The organism is Pseudomonas sp. NPDC079367 (genome assembly GCF_044542195.1).
GTDB lineage: Bacteria > Pseudomonadota > Gammaproteobacteria > Pseudomonadales > Pseudomonadaceae > Aquipseudomonas.
In genome coordinates, this window is record NZ_JBITTW010000003.1 from 178,768 (window position 1) to 196,597 (window position 17,830).

General features: G+C 59.6%; 21 protein-coding genes and 1 tRNA gene. 5 read left to right on the forward strand and 17 right to left on the reverse strand.

Features of this window, described 5'->3' with window-relative positions; genetic code table 11:
• Positions 1–78 precede the first annotated feature (78 nt).
• From ACIGDJ_RS06920 to ACIGDJ_RS06945, 6 genes are all read right to left on the reverse strand, one after another.
• Entirely contained in the window at positions 79–1,758 is a 1,680-nt protein-coding gene (locus ACIGDJ_RS06920; RefSeq protein ID WP_397478480.1) for an MFS transporter, read from the reverse strand.
• A gap of 178 nt (positions 1,759–1,936) precedes the next feature.
• Complete coding sequence (gene phnE / locus ACIGDJ_RS06925; RefSeq protein WP_397478479.1) at positions 1,937–2,704, reverse strand: phosphonate ABC transporter, permease protein PhnE; 768 nt, start codon at positions 2,702–2,704, stop codon at positions 1,937–1,939.
• Entirely contained in the window at positions 2,701–3,528 is an 828-nt protein-coding gene (locus ACIGDJ_RS06930; RefSeq protein ID WP_101157144.1) for an ABC transporter permease, read from the reverse strand. Before ACIGDJ_RS06930 ends, phnE begins: the two co-directional genes overlap by 4 nt.
• Positions 3,522–4,319, reverse strand: a complete 798-nt coding sequence (locus ACIGDJ_RS06935; RefSeq protein WP_101157146.1) for a phosphonate ABC transporter ATP-binding protein — start codon at positions 4,317–4,319, stop codon at positions 3,522–3,524. Before ACIGDJ_RS06935 ends, ACIGDJ_RS06930 begins: the two co-directional genes overlap by 7 nt.
• The gene (locus tag ACIGDJ_RS06940; RefSeq protein WP_071172619.1) at positions 4,316–5,179 is read right to left on the reverse strand and encodes a putative selenate ABC transporter substrate-binding protein; all 864 of its coding nucleotides are present in this window, start codon (positions 5,177–5,179) and stop codon (positions 4,316–4,318) included. Before ACIGDJ_RS06940 ends, ACIGDJ_RS06935 begins: the two co-directional genes overlap by 4 nt.
• Positions 5,180–5,334: 155 nt before the next feature.
• A complete protein-coding gene (locus ACIGDJ_RS06945) occupies positions 5,335–5,733 on the reverse strand; it encodes a RidA family protein (protein WP_101157148.1) in 399 nt (132 codons plus the stop codon).
• Between the two features lie 113 nt (positions 5,734–5,846).
• Between ACIGDJ_RS06945 and ACIGDJ_RS06950 the strand changes: the two genes are divergently transcribed.
• Entirely contained in the window at positions 5,847–6,755 is a 909-nt protein-coding gene (locus ACIGDJ_RS06950) for a LysR substrate-binding domain-containing protein (RefSeq protein WP_397478478.1), read from the forward strand.
• 68 nt (positions 6,756–6,823) lie between these two features.
• Positions 6,824–7,849 carry a GlxA family transcriptional regulator gene (locus tag ACIGDJ_RS06955; protein ID WP_397478477.1) on the forward strand — a complete coding sequence of 342 codons (1,026 nt, stop codon included), beginning with the start codon at positions 6,824–6,826 and terminating at the stop codon, positions 7,847–7,849.
• Between the two features lie 32 nt (positions 7,850–7,881).
• Here ACIGDJ_RS06955 and ACIGDJ_RS06960 read toward each other — a convergent pair whose 3' ends face one another.
• The gene (locus ACIGDJ_RS06960) at positions 7,882–8,862 is read right to left on the reverse strand and encodes an alpha/beta fold hydrolase (RefSeq protein ID WP_397478535.1); all 981 of its coding nucleotides are present in this window, start codon (positions 8,860–8,862) and stop codon (positions 7,882–7,884) included.
• 359 nt (positions 8,863–9,221) lie between these two features.
• Here ACIGDJ_RS06960 and ACIGDJ_RS06965 point away from each other — a divergent pair.
• A tRNA-Gln gene (locus tag ACIGDJ_RS06965) sits at positions 9,222–9,296 on the forward strand.
• Between the two features lie 114 nt (positions 9,297–9,410).
• Here the strand turns inward: ACIGDJ_RS06965 and ACIGDJ_RS06970 are convergent.
• Both ACIGDJ_RS06970 and ACIGDJ_RS06975 read right to left on the reverse strand, forming a co-directional pair.
• On the reverse strand, positions 9,411–11,399 hold the full coding sequence (locus ACIGDJ_RS06970; RefSeq protein WP_313001718.1) for a U32 family peptidase: 1,989 nt from the start codon (positions 11,397–11,399) through the stop codon (positions 9,411–9,413).
• A 274-nt stretch (positions 11,400–11,673) separates the two neighbouring features.
• Positions 11,674–12,054, reverse strand: a complete 381-nt coding sequence (locus ACIGDJ_RS06975; RefSeq protein WP_397478476.1) for a RidA family protein — start codon at positions 12,052–12,054, stop codon at positions 11,674–11,676.
• Positions 12,055–12,270: 216 nt separating this feature from the next.
• On the opposite strand from ACIGDJ_RS06975, the gene ACIGDJ_RS06980 reads away from it, so the two are divergent.
• Positions 12,271–12,684 (forward strand): cupin domain-containing protein, encoded by a 414-nt coding sequence (locus ACIGDJ_RS06980; protein WP_101157160.1) that lies wholly within the window; start codon positions 12,271–12,273, stop codon positions 12,682–12,684.
• 12 nt (positions 12,685–12,696) lie between these two features.
• Here the strand turns inward: ACIGDJ_RS06980 and ACIGDJ_RS06985 are convergent, their stop codons facing one another.
• From ACIGDJ_RS06985 to ACIGDJ_RS07005, 5 genes are all read right to left on the reverse strand, one after another.
• On the reverse strand, positions 12,697–12,948 hold the full coding sequence (locus ACIGDJ_RS06985) for a hypothetical protein (protein ID WP_313001708.1): 252 nt from the start codon (positions 12,946–12,948) through the stop codon (positions 12,697–12,699).
• On the reverse strand, positions 12,945–13,202 hold the full coding sequence (locus ACIGDJ_RS06990; protein ID WP_101157164.1) for a DUF6555 family protein: 258 nt from the start codon (positions 13,200–13,202) through the stop codon (positions 12,945–12,947). Before ACIGDJ_RS06990 ends, ACIGDJ_RS06985 begins: the two co-directional genes overlap by 4 nt.
• A 232-nt stretch (positions 13,203–13,434) precedes the next feature.
• Positions 13,435–13,986 carry an ATP-dependent Clp protease proteolytic subunit gene (locus ACIGDJ_RS06995; protein ID WP_397478475.1) on the reverse strand — a complete coding sequence of 184 codons (552 nt, stop codon included), beginning with the start codon at positions 13,984–13,986 and terminating at the stop codon, positions 13,435–13,437.
• Between the two features lie 97 nt (positions 13,987–14,083).
• Positions 14,084–14,431, reverse strand: a complete 348-nt coding sequence (locus ACIGDJ_RS07000; protein ID WP_101157168.1) for a general stress protein — start codon at positions 14,429–14,431, stop codon at positions 14,084–14,086.
• Between the two features lie 465 nt (positions 14,432–14,896).
• Positions 14,897–15,073: a general stress protein gene (locus ACIGDJ_RS07005; protein WP_039764047.1), complete on the reverse strand. Its 177-nt coding sequence runs from the start codon at positions 15,071–15,073 to the stop codon at positions 14,897–14,899.
• A 326-nt stretch (positions 15,074–15,399) separates the two neighbouring features.
• Here ACIGDJ_RS07005 and ACIGDJ_RS07010 point away from each other — a divergent pair, with 326 nt between their 5' ends.
• Positions 15,400–15,567, forward strand: a complete 168-nt coding sequence (locus ACIGDJ_RS07010; protein WP_101157169.1) for a general stress protein — start codon at positions 15,400–15,402, stop codon at positions 15,565–15,567.
• Positions 15,568–15,622: 55 nt separating this feature from the next.
• On the opposite strand, the gene ACIGDJ_RS07015 is transcribed toward ACIGDJ_RS07010, so the two are convergent.
• From ACIGDJ_RS07015 to ACIGDJ_RS07025, 3 genes are all read right to left on the reverse strand, one after another.
• The gene (locus ACIGDJ_RS07015; RefSeq protein WP_101157171.1) at positions 15,623–15,853 is read right to left on the reverse strand and encodes a hypothetical protein; all 231 of its coding nucleotides are present in this window, start codon (positions 15,851–15,853) and stop codon (positions 15,623–15,625) included.
• Positions 15,854–15,973: 120 nt separating this feature from the next.
• The gene (locus ACIGDJ_RS07020; protein ID WP_101157173.1) at positions 15,974–16,204 is read right to left on the reverse strand and encodes a hypothetical protein; all 231 of its coding nucleotides are present in this window, start codon (positions 16,202–16,204) and stop codon (positions 15,974–15,976) included.
• A 567-nt stretch (positions 16,205–16,771) separates the two neighbouring features.
• Positions 16,772–17,809, reverse strand: a complete 1,038-nt coding sequence (locus ACIGDJ_RS07025; protein ID WP_101157175.1) for a DNA topoisomerase IB — start codon at positions 17,807–17,809, stop codon at positions 16,772–16,774.
• Between the last annotated feature and the right edge of the window lie 21 nt (positions 17,810–17,830).

Sequence of the window (17,830 nt, forward strand, 5' to 3'; positions counted from 1 at the left end):
GGAGACAGCGCGGCGGCAGACGTTCGAAATTTTTCAGCTGCGAGGCCCTCTCCCGCAGGAGAGGGCACAGCGGTTGTTTCAGTCCTTAAGAATGTCGCGATCCTTGGTTTCCGGCAGGAAGAACGTGCCGAGTATTGCCGTCGCCACTGCAATCACGATCGGGTACCAGAGCCCGTAGTAGATGTCACCGGTGGCGGCGACCATGGCGAACGCCACGGTCGGCAGGAAGCCGCCGAACCAGCCGTTGCCGATGTGGTAGGGCAGCGACATCGAGGTGTAGCGGATGCGCGTCGGGAACAGTTCGACCAGCCACGCGGCGATCGGGCCATAAACCATGGTCACGTAGATCACCAGCACGGTGAGCAGGAGCAGCATCATTGGGTAATTGATTTTCGCCGGATCGGCTTTTTCCGGATAACCGGCGTCTTTCAACGCTGCGCCGAGGCTGGCGGTGAAGGCGTCGTTGCGGGCCTTGAAGTCGGCGGCGGTGAGGGCGCTGCCTTCGAAACTTTCGATGACGCGATCACCTATGCGCACCTGCGCGACCGTGTTCGGTTCGGCAGCAACGTTCTCATAAGGAATCGCGCGTTTCGCCAGCAAGGTTTTCGCCAAGTCACAGGAGCTGGTGAATTTGGCCTTGCCCACCGGATCGAACTGGAATGAACACTGATCAGGATTGGCGATCACTTTGACCGGATTTTTCTCCTGCGCGACGAACACGTCCGGGTTGCCGTACTGGGTCAGCGCAGTAAAGATCGGAAAGTAGGTCAAAGCAGCCAGAATGCACCCGGCCATGATGATCGGTTTGCGCCCGATGCGATCGGACAGGCTGCCGAAAATCACGAAGAACGGTGTGCCGATCAGCAGCGATCCGGCGATCAGCAGATTGGCGGTCTGCGCGTCGATCTTCAATGTTTGCAACAGGAAGAACAGCGCATAGAACTGCCCGGTGTACCAGACCACCGCTTGCCCGGCGGTGCCGCCCAGCAACGACATGATCACCACTTTGAGGTTGTCCCAGCGTGCAAAGGATTCGGTCAGCGGCGCTTTCGAGGCCTTGCCTTCATCCTTCATTTTCTGGAATACCGGCGACTCGCTCAGTTGCAGGCGGATGTACACCGACACGGCCAGCAGAATGATCGACAGCAGAAACGGAATCCGCCAGCCCCACGCCTCGAACGCCTCGTTACCCAGCGCCGTGCGGCAGGCGAGAATCACCAGCAACGACATGAACAGGCCGAGGGTGGCGGTGGTTTGAATCCACGAAGTGAAAAAGCCACGGCGGTTGCGTGGCGCGTGCTCGGCCACGTAGGTCGCCGCGCCGCCGTATTCACCACCCAGCGCCAGGCCTTGCAGCAGACGCAGGGTAATCAGGATGACCGGGGCGGCGACACCGATGGTCGCGTAGCCGGGCAGCAGACCGACGATTGCCGTGGACACGCCCATGATCACGATGGTGATCAGAAACGTGTGTTTGCGCCCGATCATGTCACCCAGACGCCCGAAGACGATGGCGCCGAACGGCCGCACCGCAAACCCGGCGGCGAAGGCCAGCAGGGCAAAGATGAACGCGGTGGTTTCGTTGACGCCGGCGAAGAAGTGCTTGGCGATGATCGCCGCCAGCGAGCCGTAGAGATAAAAGTCGTACCACTCGAAAACCGTGCCCAGTGAGGAAGCGAAGATGACCTTGCGCTCCTCCTTGGTGATGCCGCCGCTGCGCGGTGGCGTGCCGGTGGATGCTGTGTCGATTGTGGCCATGGGTGTTCTCCGTCGTGCTTATTGTTGTAGGCCGGAGTCCCCCGTTACTGCCTGTCGCACTCTGGCCCGTTGGCATCTGCCGCCGTTGCTCTAGCGTGAAGCTTGCACAGTCTGACCGCCTCGCAGGGCTGCAAGGTTTCCTGAAGCATAATCAGCTTTTGCCAGATATCCACTCGGCCTACGCTTTGACCCAGCGCTGCCGGCTCCAGGCACTCAACCAGTCGACCAGAAACACCAGCAGCAGCATCGCCAGAATCACCGTGCTGGCCTGCGCTTCCTGGAACAGGCTCAAACTGACATAGAGCATCTGGCCCAGACCGCCAGCGCCGACAAAACCCAGCACGCTGGCCATGCGGATATTGTTCTCCCAGCGATACAGGCAGTAGGCGAGCAATTGCGGCGCGAGGTTCGGCAGGGTGCCGTAGCAGAACGCGTCAATCGGATTGCCGCCCTGCAGGCGGATCGCCTCGGCCGGTTGCGGCGGCGTGTTTTCCAGCGCTTCGGCGAACAACCGACCGAGCACGCCAGTGGTGTGCAGAGCGAGGGCGAGGGTGCCGGCGTTCGGTCCGAGTCCGGCGGCAAGCACCATCAGCGCCGCCCAAACCAGCTCTGGAATCGCCCGCAAGCCGTTGAGCAGCAGACGCGCCGCGCTTTGCAGCGGCCAGCCGAAACGCCCGGCAGCGGGCAGCGCGAGGACGATGCCGAACAGCGCCGCGAGCAGGGTGCCCAGCGCGGACATCGCCAGTGTTTCCAAAGAGCCGTGGACGATGGCTTTGAGGTAGCCCGCGCTCAAGTCAGGGCTGAGAAAACGCTGCACATAACTGCCCATCTGCTTGAGGCTGTTGGCGCTGCCGAGTTCGGCAAGATCCAGTTCCAGATAAGCGAAGGAAGCGAACGCCGCAAATGCGATCACGACGATCAGCAGCAGGTTGATCAGGCGTCTCATGTCAGCCTCCAGCGCAGCAGGCGGCTGAGTTGGTCGGCGCACAGCACCAGCAGCAGGAACGTCAGCAACATGCTGGCGACTTCACCGCCGGCGAACATGCGGATCGACAGGTCGATCTGTTGCCCCAGGCCACCGGCGCCGACAAAACCCATCACCACCGACGCGCGGATCGCGCACTCCCAGCGATACACCGTGTAGGAGAGCAATTCGGCGGCAACATTTGGCAACGTGCCGTAAGCAAACGCCGCCAGCCGACCGCTGCCGGCCTGCAACAACGCATGCGCCGGGCGCTGGTCGGTGGATTCGAAAATTTCTGCGTAGACCTTGCCGAGCATGCCGCTGTAGGTAATGGCGATGGCCAGCACACCCGCCGCCGGGCCGAGGCCAACGGCACGCACAAACAACAGCGCCCAGACGATCTCCGGCACGCTGCGCAAAAAGATCAGCAACCCGCGTACCGGCCAGCGCAGCAAGCGCCCGGGCAGGCTCGGCACGCCGCCCCGCGAAGCGGCAGAAAGCGACAGTGCGCGACTGGCGATCAGACTTGCCGGTACCGCCAGCAGCAGGGCCAGGGCCACGCCCGCTGTGGCAATCGCCAGGGTTTGCAGGGTGGCTTTGAGCAGCAGTTGCAGAAACGCCTGATCGTGCGCCGGTGGCCAGAATGCCGAAACGAAACGGCCCATTTCGTTCTGGCTATCGGCCTGAAACAACACGCCCAGGTCCAGCTCACTGAGCTGAATGCCCGGCCACAGCAGGGCCAGCGCCAGCAGCGTCAGCAAAAGTCGCGGCCACGCCGCCGGGTCCCGTGAATCGGCCTTCAGCATCGCGGAATCTGCACAATCAAAGGCGCGACCGCTGGCGCAGGCGATTGCAGTTGTTCATTGGCGTACAGCGCATCGAGCTTGTCGCGACTGACTTGATCGGATGGGCAATCGAAAAGAATCTGCCCGTCGCGCAAGCCAATGATCCGTGGAAAGTGCGCCAGCGCCAGATCCACCGCGTGCAGGCTCGCCACTAGCGTGACGTTGTGCTCGCGAGCATGGCGCGACAGGATCGACAGCGTGTGGCCGGCAAGCACCGGGTCCATGGCCGAGACAGGTTCGTCGGCGAGCAATATTTCCGGCGCCTGATACAGCACCCGCGCAATGCCGACGCGCTGCAATTGCCCGCCGGACAATTGCTGGCAATGGGCGAACAGTTTGTCGCCCAGATCCAGCCGCGCCAACGCCGCGCGCGCCCCCGCCACGTCCAGCGGATGCAGCAGGTTCAACAGACTTTTACCCAGACTCCACTGGCCGAGCTTGCCGGCCAGCACTGCGGTGATGACGCGCTGGCGCGGCGGGATGGGTGGCGCCTGATGCACCAGACCGATGCGCGCACGCAGGCGCTGACGCTGACGGGCTGACACGTGCCAAGCGCGCTCGCCGAGCACTTCGATGTCGCCACTGCTGGGCTTCAGCGCAGTTGCGAGCAGATGGAGCAGGCTCGATTTGCCAGCGCCGGACGGGCCGATGATCGCGACTTGTTCGCCGGCAGCAATCTGCACGTCGATATGGCGAAGGGCATCGACGCCATTAGCATGGCGCAGGCTGCCCTGGGTGAGGCGTAGGGTCATTTCAGCAGTTCGGCGGCGCGGGCGGCTTCCTCGATGCCCTTGTAGTTCTCGGGCTTGGTCTCGATGAAACGACTGGCGGCCTGCAGATCAAGAATCTTCTTCTGCTCGGGATTGGCCGGGTCGAGGTCGAGGAAGGCTTTCTTGATTTTCGCCGCCAGCTTCGGATCAAGGGTGCCGCGCACGGTCCAGTTGTAATCGAAGTAGGTCGGGGTGGTGGCAAAGACCTTGACCTTGTTGGTGTCGACCTTGCCGGCGTCGACCAGTTTCTGCCAGACGCTGGCGTTCAACACACCGGCATCGACCTTGCCGGCCTGCACCCAGGCAACGGTGGCGTCATGCGCGCCGGAGTAGGCGACGCGGCTGAAATAGCCTTCAGGCTTGATGCCGTCGTTCTTCAGCATGAAGTAACGCGGCATCAGGCTACCGGAGGTGGACGACACCGAACCGAAGGCGAAGGTCTTGCCCTTCAGGTCGGCGAGGCTTTTCACGTTGGGGTCGGCGGTGATGAATTTGCTGGTGAACTGCGCGTCCTGCTCGCGCTGCACCAGCGGGATCACCGGCGTCGTGGCATCAGTCTTCAAACGTGCCTGCACAAAAGTGAAACCGCCGAGCCAGGCCATGTCGAGGCGATCGGTGGCCAGGGCTTCAACCACGGCCGGGTAGTCGGCGACGGGGACAAACTGCACCTTCATGCCCAACTGCTGCTCAAGATAGGCGCCCAGCGGTTCGAACTTGCGCAGCAGCTCGGTCGGGGCTTCGTCGGGAATCGCGCTGACGCGCAGGACATCAGCGGCTTGCGTCATCAGGGCAGAAAAGGACAGCGCCAGACCGGCGGTGAGGGCGAGGGTACGCTTGAACATAGAATTCTCCGTTTCATAAGCGTCAACATTTGAAGGGCTGCCGCTACAGAGCGGCGCGCCACGTCAGGGTAGACGAAACGGCGAGGTTATACGCATTCGCGGGAGAATTGGCCAGCCTCCGTGCCGGCGCGTTGCGTCAGTTTGTGCTGGACCGGTCAAGCGGCTTCGGGCAGTTTCGCAATCACCTTGATCTCGAAATCGAAACCCGCCAGCCAGGTCACGCCGACAGCGGTGACGGTCGGAAACGGCGCTTCACCCCAGAACTCCGGCACCACTGTCCAGATCGTTTCGAATGTCGAGTGCGGATCGACCATGAACACGGTGACATCCACCGCATCATCGAAGCTGCAACCGGCCGCAGCGAGGATGGCGTTGAGGTTGTTGAAGGCGGTGCGTACCTGATCACGCAAATCCGCTTCGGGTGAACCGTCCTCACGGCTGCCGACTTGTCCGGAGACAAACAGGAAACCGTTGGAGCGAATCGCCGGCGAATAACGGTGACGCTCATACAGGGCATGGCGGGCAGGTGGAAAAACAACATCGCGCTTGGACATGGGGCTGACTCCATCAGTGGTTGATGGGCTGACTTTAGGTATTTGCACCTGCCGGATAAACGCGCAAGCTTGGCGTTCACTGTTTGTGAATTTCAAACAATCGAGGGGTGTGGATGGACCGGTTCGATGCGATGCAAGCCTTTGCCCGGGTGGTCGAGGCGGGCAGCTTCACCAAGGCTGCCGAAACCTTGCACATGAGCAAGACCACGGTGACGCAACTGGTGCAGCAACTGGAGGCGCGGCTGCGGGTCAAGCTGCTCAACCGCACCACACGCAAGGTCAACGTAACCGCTGATGGCGCGGCGTATTACGAGCGGGTGATCAAGCTGTTGGCCGACATGGACGACGCCGAAACCAGCCTGCCGGGTGCCGCCGCACGGCCGCGCGGGCGTTTGCGCATCGACGTACCCAGCCCGTTCGCGCGGCACATTCTGGTACCGGCACTGCCGGAGTTTCACGCGCGCTACCCGGACATCCAGATCGACATGGGCGTTAGCGATCGCATCGTCGACATCATCGATGAGAACGTCGATTGCGTGGTACGCGGCGGCGAATTGCTTGATCAATCGCTGATGGCGCGCAAGCTCGCCGACCTGCCATTGGGTGTTTTCGCCGCGCCGGCTTATCTGGCTCGTGAAGGCACGCCTGTACACCCGCTGGAGCTGCAAGACTCCCATCACCGCGTCGTCGCTTTCCTCTGGGCGCGCACCGGCAAACCTCTTCCGTACACAGTGCACAACGGCAGCGAGCGCCTGCAGATCAAGGGTCGCCACGTGCTAGCGGTCGACGACGGCAATGCCTATCTCGCGGCAGGGCTGGCCGGCATGGGTGTGCTGTGGCTGCCAACGTATATGTCTGATGCTCATGTGGCGCAGGGTGAGTTGGTGCCGTTGTTCGGTGACTGGCAGCTTGAATCAATGCCGCTTTATCTGGCCTATCCACCGAATCGACATGTCAGCCTCAAGCTGAGGGTGTTTATTGACTGGATGGTGGAGTTAATGGCGGCGCCGGCGCCATCGTGACGCGTCGGTAACGGCCATGATTGACTCTTGCGTGGAACCGGCCAACTATCGCCGCATAACAATGACCGATGGACCCGACCTTGATTGAACGACGTCAATTCAGCGGTGGCATGAAGGGCAAGAACCTTCGCTATCTGAATGAACAAAACTGCGATAACACCGGCGTCACCCGCACCGGTTTCCTGTTGCTCGAACACTTTTCGCTTCCGGCCTTCACCCAGGCGCTGGACACCGTGGTCACCACCAATCTGTTGCGCCCGGGACTATTCTCGTCGCGTACTTTCGGCCTGTGTGATGGCGAGGTGGTCAGCGATCTCGGGCTTGTCATCCGCCCCGACACGCGTCTGGATTCTGCCGCGCTTCACGATCTCGATTTGCTGGTGGTGTGCGGCGGCTATCGCACCGAGCTGCGCGCCAGTGATGAGTTCATCAGCCTGCTCAAGGCAGCGGCGGAGCGGGGCGTGAGCCTGGCCGGATTGTGGAACGGTTCTTGGTTTCTTGGCCGCGCCGGGCTGCTCGATGGCTATCGCTGTTCAATTCACCCGGAACATCGCCCGGCCCTGACCGAAATCGCCAAGAGCACCCATGTCAGCAGCGAACCTTATGTGATCGATCGCGACCGGCTAACCGCATCCAGCCCGTCCGGGGCATTCCACATGGCGCTGGACTGGATCAAGGGGTTGCACGGCAAGGCATTGGTCGAGGGCATCGAAGACATTCTTGCCTTCGAAGAGTCGCGTTATCGGCGGATCAAGCCGGATGAAAACATCTGCGTCAGCGCGCCGCTGCGTGAAGTGATCAAACTGATGGACGCCAACCTCGAAGAGCCGCTGGAACTTGAGCAACTGGCGGTCTATGCCGGCCGCTCACGGCGCCAGCTCGAGCGCTTGTTCAAAGAACAACTGGGCACCACGCCACAGCGCTACTATCTCGAACTGCGCATCACCGAAGCGCGGCGCCTGTTGCAACACACCGAGCTGTCGCAGGTGGAAGTGCTGGTGGCGTGTGGTTTCGTCTCACCGAGCCATTTCAGTAAATGCTACAGCTCCTACTTCGGTTATCGGCCTTCGAAGGAAAAACGGCTGGTCAAATAGCACCAGCCCTTTAGTGACCTCGAGGGGGTTCTTCACAGGTGGTCGGCATCCACTACTGCCTGGGCGAACGCTTTCGGAGCCTCTTGAGGCAAGTTATGTCCGATCCCACCTTCAATCAGCCGGAACTGGTACTTACCGGTAAACCGCTTGGCGTAGTCTTCGGGTGCCGGATGCGGCGCGCCATTGGCATCACCTTCCAGCGTAATCGTCGGCACGCTGATCGACGGCGCAGTCGAAAGCTTCTCTTCCAGTGCGGCATACTTCGCTTCGCCCTGCACCAGGCCCAGACGCCAGCGGTAGTTGAACACGGTTATCTCGACGTGATCGGGGTTCTGCAACGCTTCGGCGCTACGGTCGAAAGTGGCGTCATCGAACTTCCACTGCGGCGACGCGAGTTGCCAGATCAACTTGGCGAAGTCGTGGGTGTTCTTCTCATAGCCGACGCGACCACGCTCGGTAGCGAAGTAGAACTGGTACCACCACTGCAATTCGGCTTTCGGCGGCAGCGGGTTTTGCCCGGCGGCCTGATTGCCGATCAGATAGCCACTGACCGCCACCAGCGCTTTGACGCGCTCTGGCCACAGCGCTGCGACGATATCCGCCGAACGCGCGCCCCAGTCGTAGCCGCCCAGCACCGCTTGTTTGATGTTCAGCGCGTCCATGAAGTCGATCACGTCGCTGGCCAGCGCCGCCGGCTGGCCGTTGCGCAGGGTGTCTTTGAAGAGGAACTGCGTATCGCCATAACCGCGTGCATACGGCATCAACACGCGATAGCCGTTGGCCGCGAGCAATGGCGCGACTTTGTCATAGCTGTGAATGTCGTAGGGCCAGCCATGCAGCAGGATCACCACCGGGCCATCAGCCGGGCCGGTTTCGGCGTAGGCCACGTCGAGTACGCCAGCCTTGACGTGCTTCAGCGCGCCGAATGGGGAGGGCGCGGAATAGCTGGCGGCAGTCGGCTCAGTCGTTTGCGCCTGAGCGCTGCCAACCGCGCCGAGCAATGACAGCGCCATGACCGACAAGCCGAACGCGTGGCTGATTTTTGAAGTGTGCAGAAGCTGTTTCATGCTGACGTCTCCTTTGCAAACCTGTGGCCAAGGGCTGGATGAACCCTTGTAACTTTGGGTGCATTGAAGCGTGGCGAGGTATCTGCTCCGTGTCGCCGGAGGGGGTTTTTGCAAACGCGTGTATGGCAGCGGGGCGCGTACACAGTGTGATACACGCAGGCCAGACCCAACGTTTTCGCACGAAAATAATAAGTGGCTGTTTTAAAACAAAAAATATTTTATCTGGGGCTTCCCAAACGAAACGAATGTTGATAAATTGCGCCCCGTTCTCACAGCGAACCCAACGGGCCGCTGGAAAGAGCAGTAGGGGCGTCGCCAAGCGGTAAGGCAGCAGGTTTTGATCCTGCCATGCGTTGGTTCGAATCCAGCCGCCCCTGCCATCTTCGAAAAAAACGCCAACTTCGCAAGAAGTTGGCGTTTTTTTATGCCTGCGGTTTGGCCTGGCATAGAGAAGTCGATGTGCGCGACGCCGAAGCACCGCGCACATCAATCAGTCAGTGCGGTGCGCGCGGGATGGTTTTCATCAGGTCTTCAGGACTGATGTGCCCGACCACGCTGCCCGGCTGCGGCAGGTTGAGGATGTGGCCTTTCATCTTGCCGATGATGTGCATCTCGCACGGCTTGCAATCGAACTTCAGCGTCAGCACCTCATCGCCGTGAATCAATTGCATCGGCGCGACCTTGGTGCGCACGCCCGTGACGCCTTTGGCCTGTTTCGGGCACAGGTTGAAGGAGAAGCGCAGGCAATGCTTGGTGATCATCACCGGTACTTCACCCGGCTCCTCGTGCGCTTCATACGCCGCGTCGATCAGTTTGACGCCGTGACGGTGGTAGAAGTCGCGCGCCTTTTGGTTATAGACGTTGGCGAGGAAGGTCAGGTGCGAATCCGGGTACACCGGCGGCGGTGTGGTTTCGGCCTTGCGGCTGCCGCGCGGATGCGCCGCGACACGCGCCGCCGTCAGCGCTTCAATGACTTCACGACGCAGGGATTTTAGCTGCGAGTTCGGGATGAAGAACGCTTGCGGCGCATCCAGTTTGACGTCGGTGGCGTGGTACTGCGTCGTACCGAGCTGACCCAGCAGATCGCGCAGTTGCTCCAGCGCCTGTTCCGGCTTGTTGGCAACGCCGAACGGCCCGTTCAGGGTGACGCTGGCGCTGATGCCTTCTTCGCTGGTGGCGGTCACTTCCAGCTGCTCTTCGCGCAGACGGGCGAACCAGCTCAGGGCTACGCGACGTTCCGAAGACGTTTTCTGCAACGCCTGTTGCCAGTTGTGGTCGAGGTTGCGGTTCAGCGGGTGGTTCGGGCGCAGCTTGAACAGGCCTTCGGGCATTTCGTTCGGCTCGACGCGATAGCGGTAGCGCTTCTCGCCATCTTCCTCGAACTCGCCTTTGGCCTCGGCGATGTTGGCGCGGAAACCGACCACTTCGCGTTTGACCAGCACGTTCAGGCCATCGCCGTTGGACAGTGGCTCGTGAGTGATGACTTGCATGTCACGTTTGCCGACTTTTTCCACCGTGCCGACCGGCAGGCCGGTGAAGGTCGGCGAATCGAAGGCGCCGATGTCGATCTTGCGATCAGTGACGAAATAGTCGGTGCTGCCACGGTGGAAGGTTTTTTCCGGGTCGGGCAGGAAGAAATGCACGGTGCGGCCGCTTGAGGCGCGGGCCAGGTCCGGCCGATCTTCGAGTACGTCGTCGAGGCGCTGGCGGTAATAGGCAGTGATGTTCTTCACATAGCCCATGTCCTTGTAGCGACCTTCGATCTTGAACGAACGCACGCCGGCCTCGACCAACGCGCGAATGTTGGCGCTCTGATTGTTGTCTTTCATCGACAGCAGATGTTTTTCGTAGGCGATCACGCCGCCCTTTTCATCTTTAAGGGTATACGGCAAGCGGCACGCCTGGGAGCAGTCGCCACGGTTGGCGCTCCGGCCGGTTTGCGCGTGAGAGATGTTGCACTGGCCGGAGAACGCCACGCACAGCGCGCCATGGATGAAGAACTCGATCGCGGCATCGGTTTCATCGGCGATAGCGCGGATTTCCTGCAGGTTCAGCTCGCGGGCCAGCACCAACTGCGAGAAACCGGCCTGATCAAGGAACTTCGCCCGCTCAAGGGTGCGGATGTCGGTCTGGGTCGAGGCGTGCAGCTCGATCGGCGGGATGTCCAGCTCCATCACGCCCAGATCCTGGACGATCAACGCATCGACACCGGCGTCATACAACTGATGGATCAGCTTGCGCGCTGGCTCCAGTTCGTTGTCGTGCAGGATGGTGTTGATGGTGGTGAAGATGCGCGCGTGGTATCGGCGGGCGAATTCGACCAGTTCGGCGATTTCGCTGACTTCGTTGCAGGCGTTGTGGCGCGCGCCGAAGCTCGGGCCGCCGATATACACGGCGTCAGCGCCATGCAGGATGGCCTCGCGGGCAATGGCGACATCGCGGGCAGGGCTGAGCAATTCCAGGTGATGCTTGGGCAAGGACATAGTTTTTTTAGTCAGGCGGTCACGGTCAAGGCGCGCATTCTACCCGTGAAACGCGCGGCGGGCACGTGTGTGCTGCCCGATGGTGGCTGGCGATCGGGTCAGTTCGGCAGGCTGTTGTGTCGAATGTTCCGGCCCCTTCGCGGGCAAGCCCGCTCCCACAGGGTTTTCGCTGTGCTCATGAGTTTGCTCATAACCAAATACATGTGAGAGTGAGTTTGCCCGCGAAGACTTTGTCTGATTCAAAGGGTGCTCGGCAGACCCCCCGCGATATTGGTCAGCCCTTGGCCGCCATCGCGGTCACTTCCACGCGCATTCCTTCAACCGCCAGTGAGGCAACGCCCACTGCTGCGCGCACAGGCCACGGCTTGGCGAAGTAGCGTTTATAGACTTCGTTGAACGCTGCGCGATCACCCATATCGGTGAGGTAGATAGTCAGATGCAGAACCCGATCCATCGAACTGCCGGCACGCTCCAGTGCGACTTTAAGCGCCTGCAGTGTGCATTCGCTTTGCTCGGTGATGCCGCCAAGTTCCAGGCTGCCATCGGCGTGGGTCGGGATCTGGGTAGAAACCATGATCCCGCCGAAAGTGGCGACATCGGAAGAGATCGAGTCGGTGTCCGGATCGGGCGTGAAGGTGATGTCTTGGTTGGCCATGGGTATCTCTTGTTGGAGTGAATGATGATCGCGCCAGTTTACAGATTCCCTCCAGCCATGGCCCGTAAGGTTGCCAGAGGCACGTTTGTATAAGCGTGTATCCACCCTCAACGGATACACATGACAACACCAAACCGGGCGTTCGAGACACATCCGCCTTACATGCCGAGACCAAAGTAGCTCTCACACCCACACTGCGTTCAAGAGGGCATCACCATGTACCGTCCACTGTTTCTGGCTTCTGCCGTTGTCTTCGCTTCCCTGACCGGTTTCGCTCATGCGCAAGATGCGCCGGCCATGAGCTGGCAGAAAGGTCTGAGCCGTACCGATCTGGTTCGCCAGGATCTGGGCGCCGACAATCGCGAAGTGATTCAGGCGCGCATCGACTTCGACGCCGGCGTCAGCGCGCCTCGACATGCGCACCCCGGCGTTGAAGTCGCCTATGTGATCAGCGGCACGTTTGAGTATCAGCTCGAAGGGCAAGCGCCGGTAACACTCAAGGCCGGCGATTCGTTGTATATACCGGCGGGTGTCGCGCATGTGGCCAAAAACGTGGGCGACGAGAAAGCCGTGGAACTTGCCACTTACGTGGTGCCAAAGGGCGAGCCGCTGCTGATTCTCAAGCCGTGATGCGTCGGGCCGCTATTTCGAGCGCGGCTTGCTCATTGCACGCTTGATGCGCATCCAGTCCTGAAAGGCCGCCGTTCGTTTCGCGTCGGCCAGAGCCTTGGCTTCGGTAAAGCGAGCCCAGGCTTCAGGATTGTCCGTCTCGGCTTCAATGAATGTATAAGCCGCCTCTTCCAGAAGATCCGCCTCGCGGAACATGGCGGCATTGTCAGCCATCTCGTCATCCCACGATCGGCCGAAACCAAATCTCAATGTGCGCTCAGTCATTTTGCGTGATCCTCCTCCCAGACCAGAGGCACCGATTCTCGCCATTGCACCTCGGTCACGCCAAAGCGTTCCGCCATCGGTTTTGAAAAGCGTTTCAACGGAGGCCGGCCGGGGCGGGGAATGGGTGTGATGCCCGCATCACAACTTGCCCATTGCCAGGCTTCGGCATTGTTCATGTTTTTTGTGCGAATGACGAACGATCTGGCCTTTCCGTGAAGCAGGTAATCGATCACGTACAAATCCGCTCCGCTCATACAATTCCTCCGGCTGCTTATAAAGAGGGATATCTGGCGAAATGAATAATTCAGAGAAATTTCCTGTGACCGGGATGACCGGCTGCCCCTGCTTACATAGCGTTGTACGGCCGGTTGATACGTGCACAAGTTGAGCCCGAATGCGGTGGATATCCGTACTGTTCCGGGGCTTGGGGTGTCGATCTGAAAGGATTGAAACGCGCCCGCAACGACGCGTTATTGAGTAGAAGCATCACGAATAAATGCACGAGCAGACGAAGTCGGCATGAACCTCGGTGTTTTCCACGGCCGTGATCAGGCCTGAATGCAAAGCTTCTTCAGGATTGATGATGCGCGGGGCCGCTGTGAGATATTTCTCTGTTTCCAGCGCATTTTTACCCTGACTCGTACGCTCGGCGACGATTTGCGCGTAGAGGTGCAAGTCATAATCCAGGCTCATGGCGTACTCCGACATCCGCGAGTGATCAACTGAACCTTGCAGATGCCAATGGAAGGGATGAAACAGAAACTTGCTGTGAGTACAGGCGGTGCGGCGCTGGCCGGCGAGGAAGACAATATTGCCCATGGATTCAACGGTGCCCAGATTATGGGTATGCACCGGAATGGGCAGGGCAAGGAGAAAGTTGTACATCGTGAAGCCGTAACTGCATTCACCGCCCATCGTGGCGATATTGACGATGATTCGCGGCGCATCTTCCTTTACGGCGAGCGAGGCTTTATCGATCAATTGACCACAGGTCGACGCATTGATCGGGCCGGTGAAGTTAATGACATGAACAGGCATGGCGATTCCCTCGGCTGGTCAGGACTCCTAAGCAATAGCTGTGATCTTGCTGAAATGAAAGTGGGCAGGGGAGACAAGCTCCCCCGCACCCGGCGCATCAACTGTTGCGCCCGCCACCATGGCTGTTTTGACCACCCTTGCGTCCGGCTTCAGAGGCTTTTTCTCGATCATTGGCAAAGTTGCCGCCGCTGTTCTGGCCACCTTTGCTTCCGGCTTCTGCTGCGCGCTCAGGGTCGTTCTTGAAATTCCCTCCGCTGTTCTGACCGCCCTTGCTCCCGGCTTCAGCGGCGCGTTCCGGATCGTTTTTGAAGTTACCGCCGCTGTTCTGGCCGCCCTTGCTACCGATTTCCTGATAGAACTCTTTGTCGTGCGAAGCTGAAGTGGCTTCCCCACCTTTTTTGCCCGCTTCGTTTACCGACATGCCGCCTTGTTTATCTTGTGTCATTTCAAACTTCCTCAATTTTCTATATGGCGCCTTGTGAATAAAAGATGCACAAACTACGTGCCGTCGTCATTCGCAAAGTGCCCGCTAGTTGGCTGATTGGTTTGCTTTATTGGTCTTGCTTGTCTTTTAGCTACAAGTTTGACCGGTCTGCTAAGAACAGCGCTCATAAATTGGCATTGTATCCGGGGTGCGGGAGTTTTCAGAGTTAACTGTCAGTTCCCGGCGCTCATAGCATTCCTGCTGAACGCTCTCTCTGTGTCTTGGACTGACTTGCTGTCTTTCAACACAAGGTGACACCGACGGGCTGTCCGACCTTGTCACGTGCGAACTGCGCGCTGCTTCGGGATACACTTCCGCTCCCTTGTTTCGTTGCACTTCGCCTCGTGCAAAAGCCGTTACCGTTTTCATGATTACGCTCCATCAGCTGATTTCAAAGGGCAGCAGGGCTGCCCTTGTGCCGCTCACTCAGGACTTGCGACCACCGCCGTGGCTGTTTTGACCGCCTTTGCGACCAGCCTCGGATGCTTTTTCACGGTCATTGGCGAAGTTGCCGCCCGATGCCTGGCCGCCTTTTTTGCCAGCTTCAGACGCCTTCTCACGATCGTTCGCGAAGTTACCTGGATTTTTATTTCCTGTAGTCATGATAGCTCTCCGATATCAATTAACGTTTCGCTAGTTATGTCCATTGTTGCGCCGGACATCTACTCCGATTACGAGCCGGCGAAAAATGTTTTGAAAATTTTTGTTTAGCCCGATGAACGGTAAGTGCGTGATGAAACTTATACAGAGTGCAGTTTTGCATGCCGCTTCGTATAACTTTTCTATGCGTGGGGTATGGCAAGGGAAGAGTCAGTTTTTTGTTACCGTTTCGCTGCGTTTGATAAACCATTTGTCGGCGGGAAGTTGAACTGGAGTTCGCTCGTCTAGAGTCTGTGAAGTATCTCTACAACTGTGCCGAGGACAGAACCATGACCAATCATCACAAAGATCAACCGTTCGCTGAGGATCCGCAAAAAATCAAGGAAGCCGGCAAGAAGGGCGGAACTTCAGTCAATGTGAAAGTCGATCGGGCGGAGAAAGCGCGCGTCGGTGGGCAGCACAGCCATGGCGGTACGCGCACGGGCAAGGGGGACTGAGGCCGATGATCGCGGTCCTCTCTGCGCCAATGCAGAGAGGACTCCTTCACAGAGCTCATCTGAAGCGGGGCAGTGGCCGATCCTGCGGCTTGAGCGTTGAAAGTGTGTCGCGAATCAGCGGCGCGTCCTTTTCAATGTCGTGCAGCCGATCGCGAATGCGCAGCGCCGTCGGATGTCCGCCCTGATGATCGACCCAGTCGGCGATCTCTTTGCACGCGGCTGCAAGGCGCGCCTGGCGGGCGTCGAGCAGGGTGAGGAGGGTAGTGATGGACTCTTTCTCGGACATGGAACACCTCCGTTCAATGAAACCGCTGAACTGCAACAAAAAGCCCGCCTGTCGCGAGCGTTTTGCCGGTGGGGGCTGCTCCATCAGCTGGTTTCAGTATAGACCCGCTGCCGCCGGGCATCAGCCTGAGTGCTGGCGGGCCGGTAATTGAGAACTGGCTGCGTTGAGGCGCTGACATTCGCGGTGAGCATCCGCTTGCTCATCAAAGCCATCGCCAAAAAAGCCGCCAGTGCGTGTGTCGCAGATGCGAAACCACGCCGATGCTTCGGCGGGTTCCTGCTGGCTGTCTGCGGCGCGGCGCCCATGAATGACGATTTTGTTGCAGCGTTTCACGACGAATATGTCTTCCATGGCGCCACCGCAGTTGATTCGTGTCAGATCAACTATAGAAGCCCTGCGCGATCGTGCAAAAAATACCCAGCTCAGCTCGTCGGCGGAATACATGTGAGAGCTGACTTGATCGCGAAGGCAGTGTGTCAGACACAGACGATTCGCCTGCCCCGACGCTTTCGTGAGCAAGCCCACTCCCACAGGTTTCGCGGCGGACTCCAAATTCAAGGCACCCCGCAAACCTCATGTGGGAGCGGGCTTGCTCGCGAAGGCAGTGTGTCAGACACAGACGATTCGTCTGCCCCGACGCTTTCGTGAGCAAGCCCACTCCCACAGGTTTCGTGGCGGACTCCAATTTAAGGCACCCCGCAAACCTCATGTGGGAGCGGGCTTGCTCGCGAAGGCAGTGTGTCAGACACAGACGATTCGCCTGCCCCGACGCTTTCGTGAGCAAGCCCACTCCCACAGGTTTCGTGGCGGAACCCAAATTAGGCACCCCGCAAACCTCATGAGGGAGCGGGCTTGCGAAGGCGTCGGGGCAAGCTCAGATCAGTTGCCTGACGCACGATGAGCCTCTGATATCGGCGATCAAGAAGCCTCAGTCACCTCGCACATGCGCTCGAGAAACATCGCCAGTGCCACTTCCTCGGCGCGCAGGCCTTTGCGCACTCGCGGGCGGGGCAGTTCGGCGAGGGCGCCGAGCATGAAATGTTCAACTACGGCGGGGTGGATGTAGCACTTGCGGCACACCGCTGGTGTGTTGCCCAACTGTTTGGCGACGTTCTTCACGGCTTCGACCACGTGGCGCTTGGCTTCGGTTTCCGACTCATGCTGCAACTCGCGCAGCACCGACAGTGCCAGGGCACTGCCTGCCCAGGTGCGGTAATCCTTGGCGGTGAACGCCGCGCCCGTGAGTTTTTGCAGATAGGCGTTGACGTCGGAAGAAGTGACGGTATGCCGTTCGCCGTTTTCGTCGAGATACTGAAACAGGTTCTGCCCGGGGATTTCCAGACAGCGCTTGATGATTCGCGCCAGGCGTCGATCCTTGACGGTGATCTGGTGCTCGATGCCACTTTTGCCACGGAACTGGAACAGGATCGCACTGCCGTTGACCTCGACGTGACGGCTGCGCAACGTCGTCAGGCCATAGGAGCGATTGTCCCGCGCGTATTGGGTATTGCCGACGCGGATCAGGGTGGCATCGAGCAAGGTGATAACCGTAGCCATGACCTTGTCGCGGCTGAAACCCGGCGCATCAAGCAGCGCCTCAAGCTGGCGTCGCAGCTTAGGCAGGGCCAGGCCGAATTCGCGCAGGCGCGAATATTTGTCGGCATCGCGCACTTCGCGCCAGCGTGCGTGATAACGATATTGCTTGCGCCCGCGTGCATCGCGCCCTGTGGCCTGCAGATGTCCGCAGGGATCGGCGCAGATCCACACATCGGTATACGCCGGCGGCACCGCAAGAGCATTGATGCGTTTGATTTCGTCCGGGTCGGTAATGCGCTGCCCGGACGGTTCGAAATAGACGAACTTGCCGCGCAGTTTTTTCCGGGTGATACCAGGCTGAGTGTCATCGACGTAATGCAGATCGGCGGGCAGAGCATCTGTCAGCACGGTATCGGGCATGGCGGCTTCCTTCGGTCATAC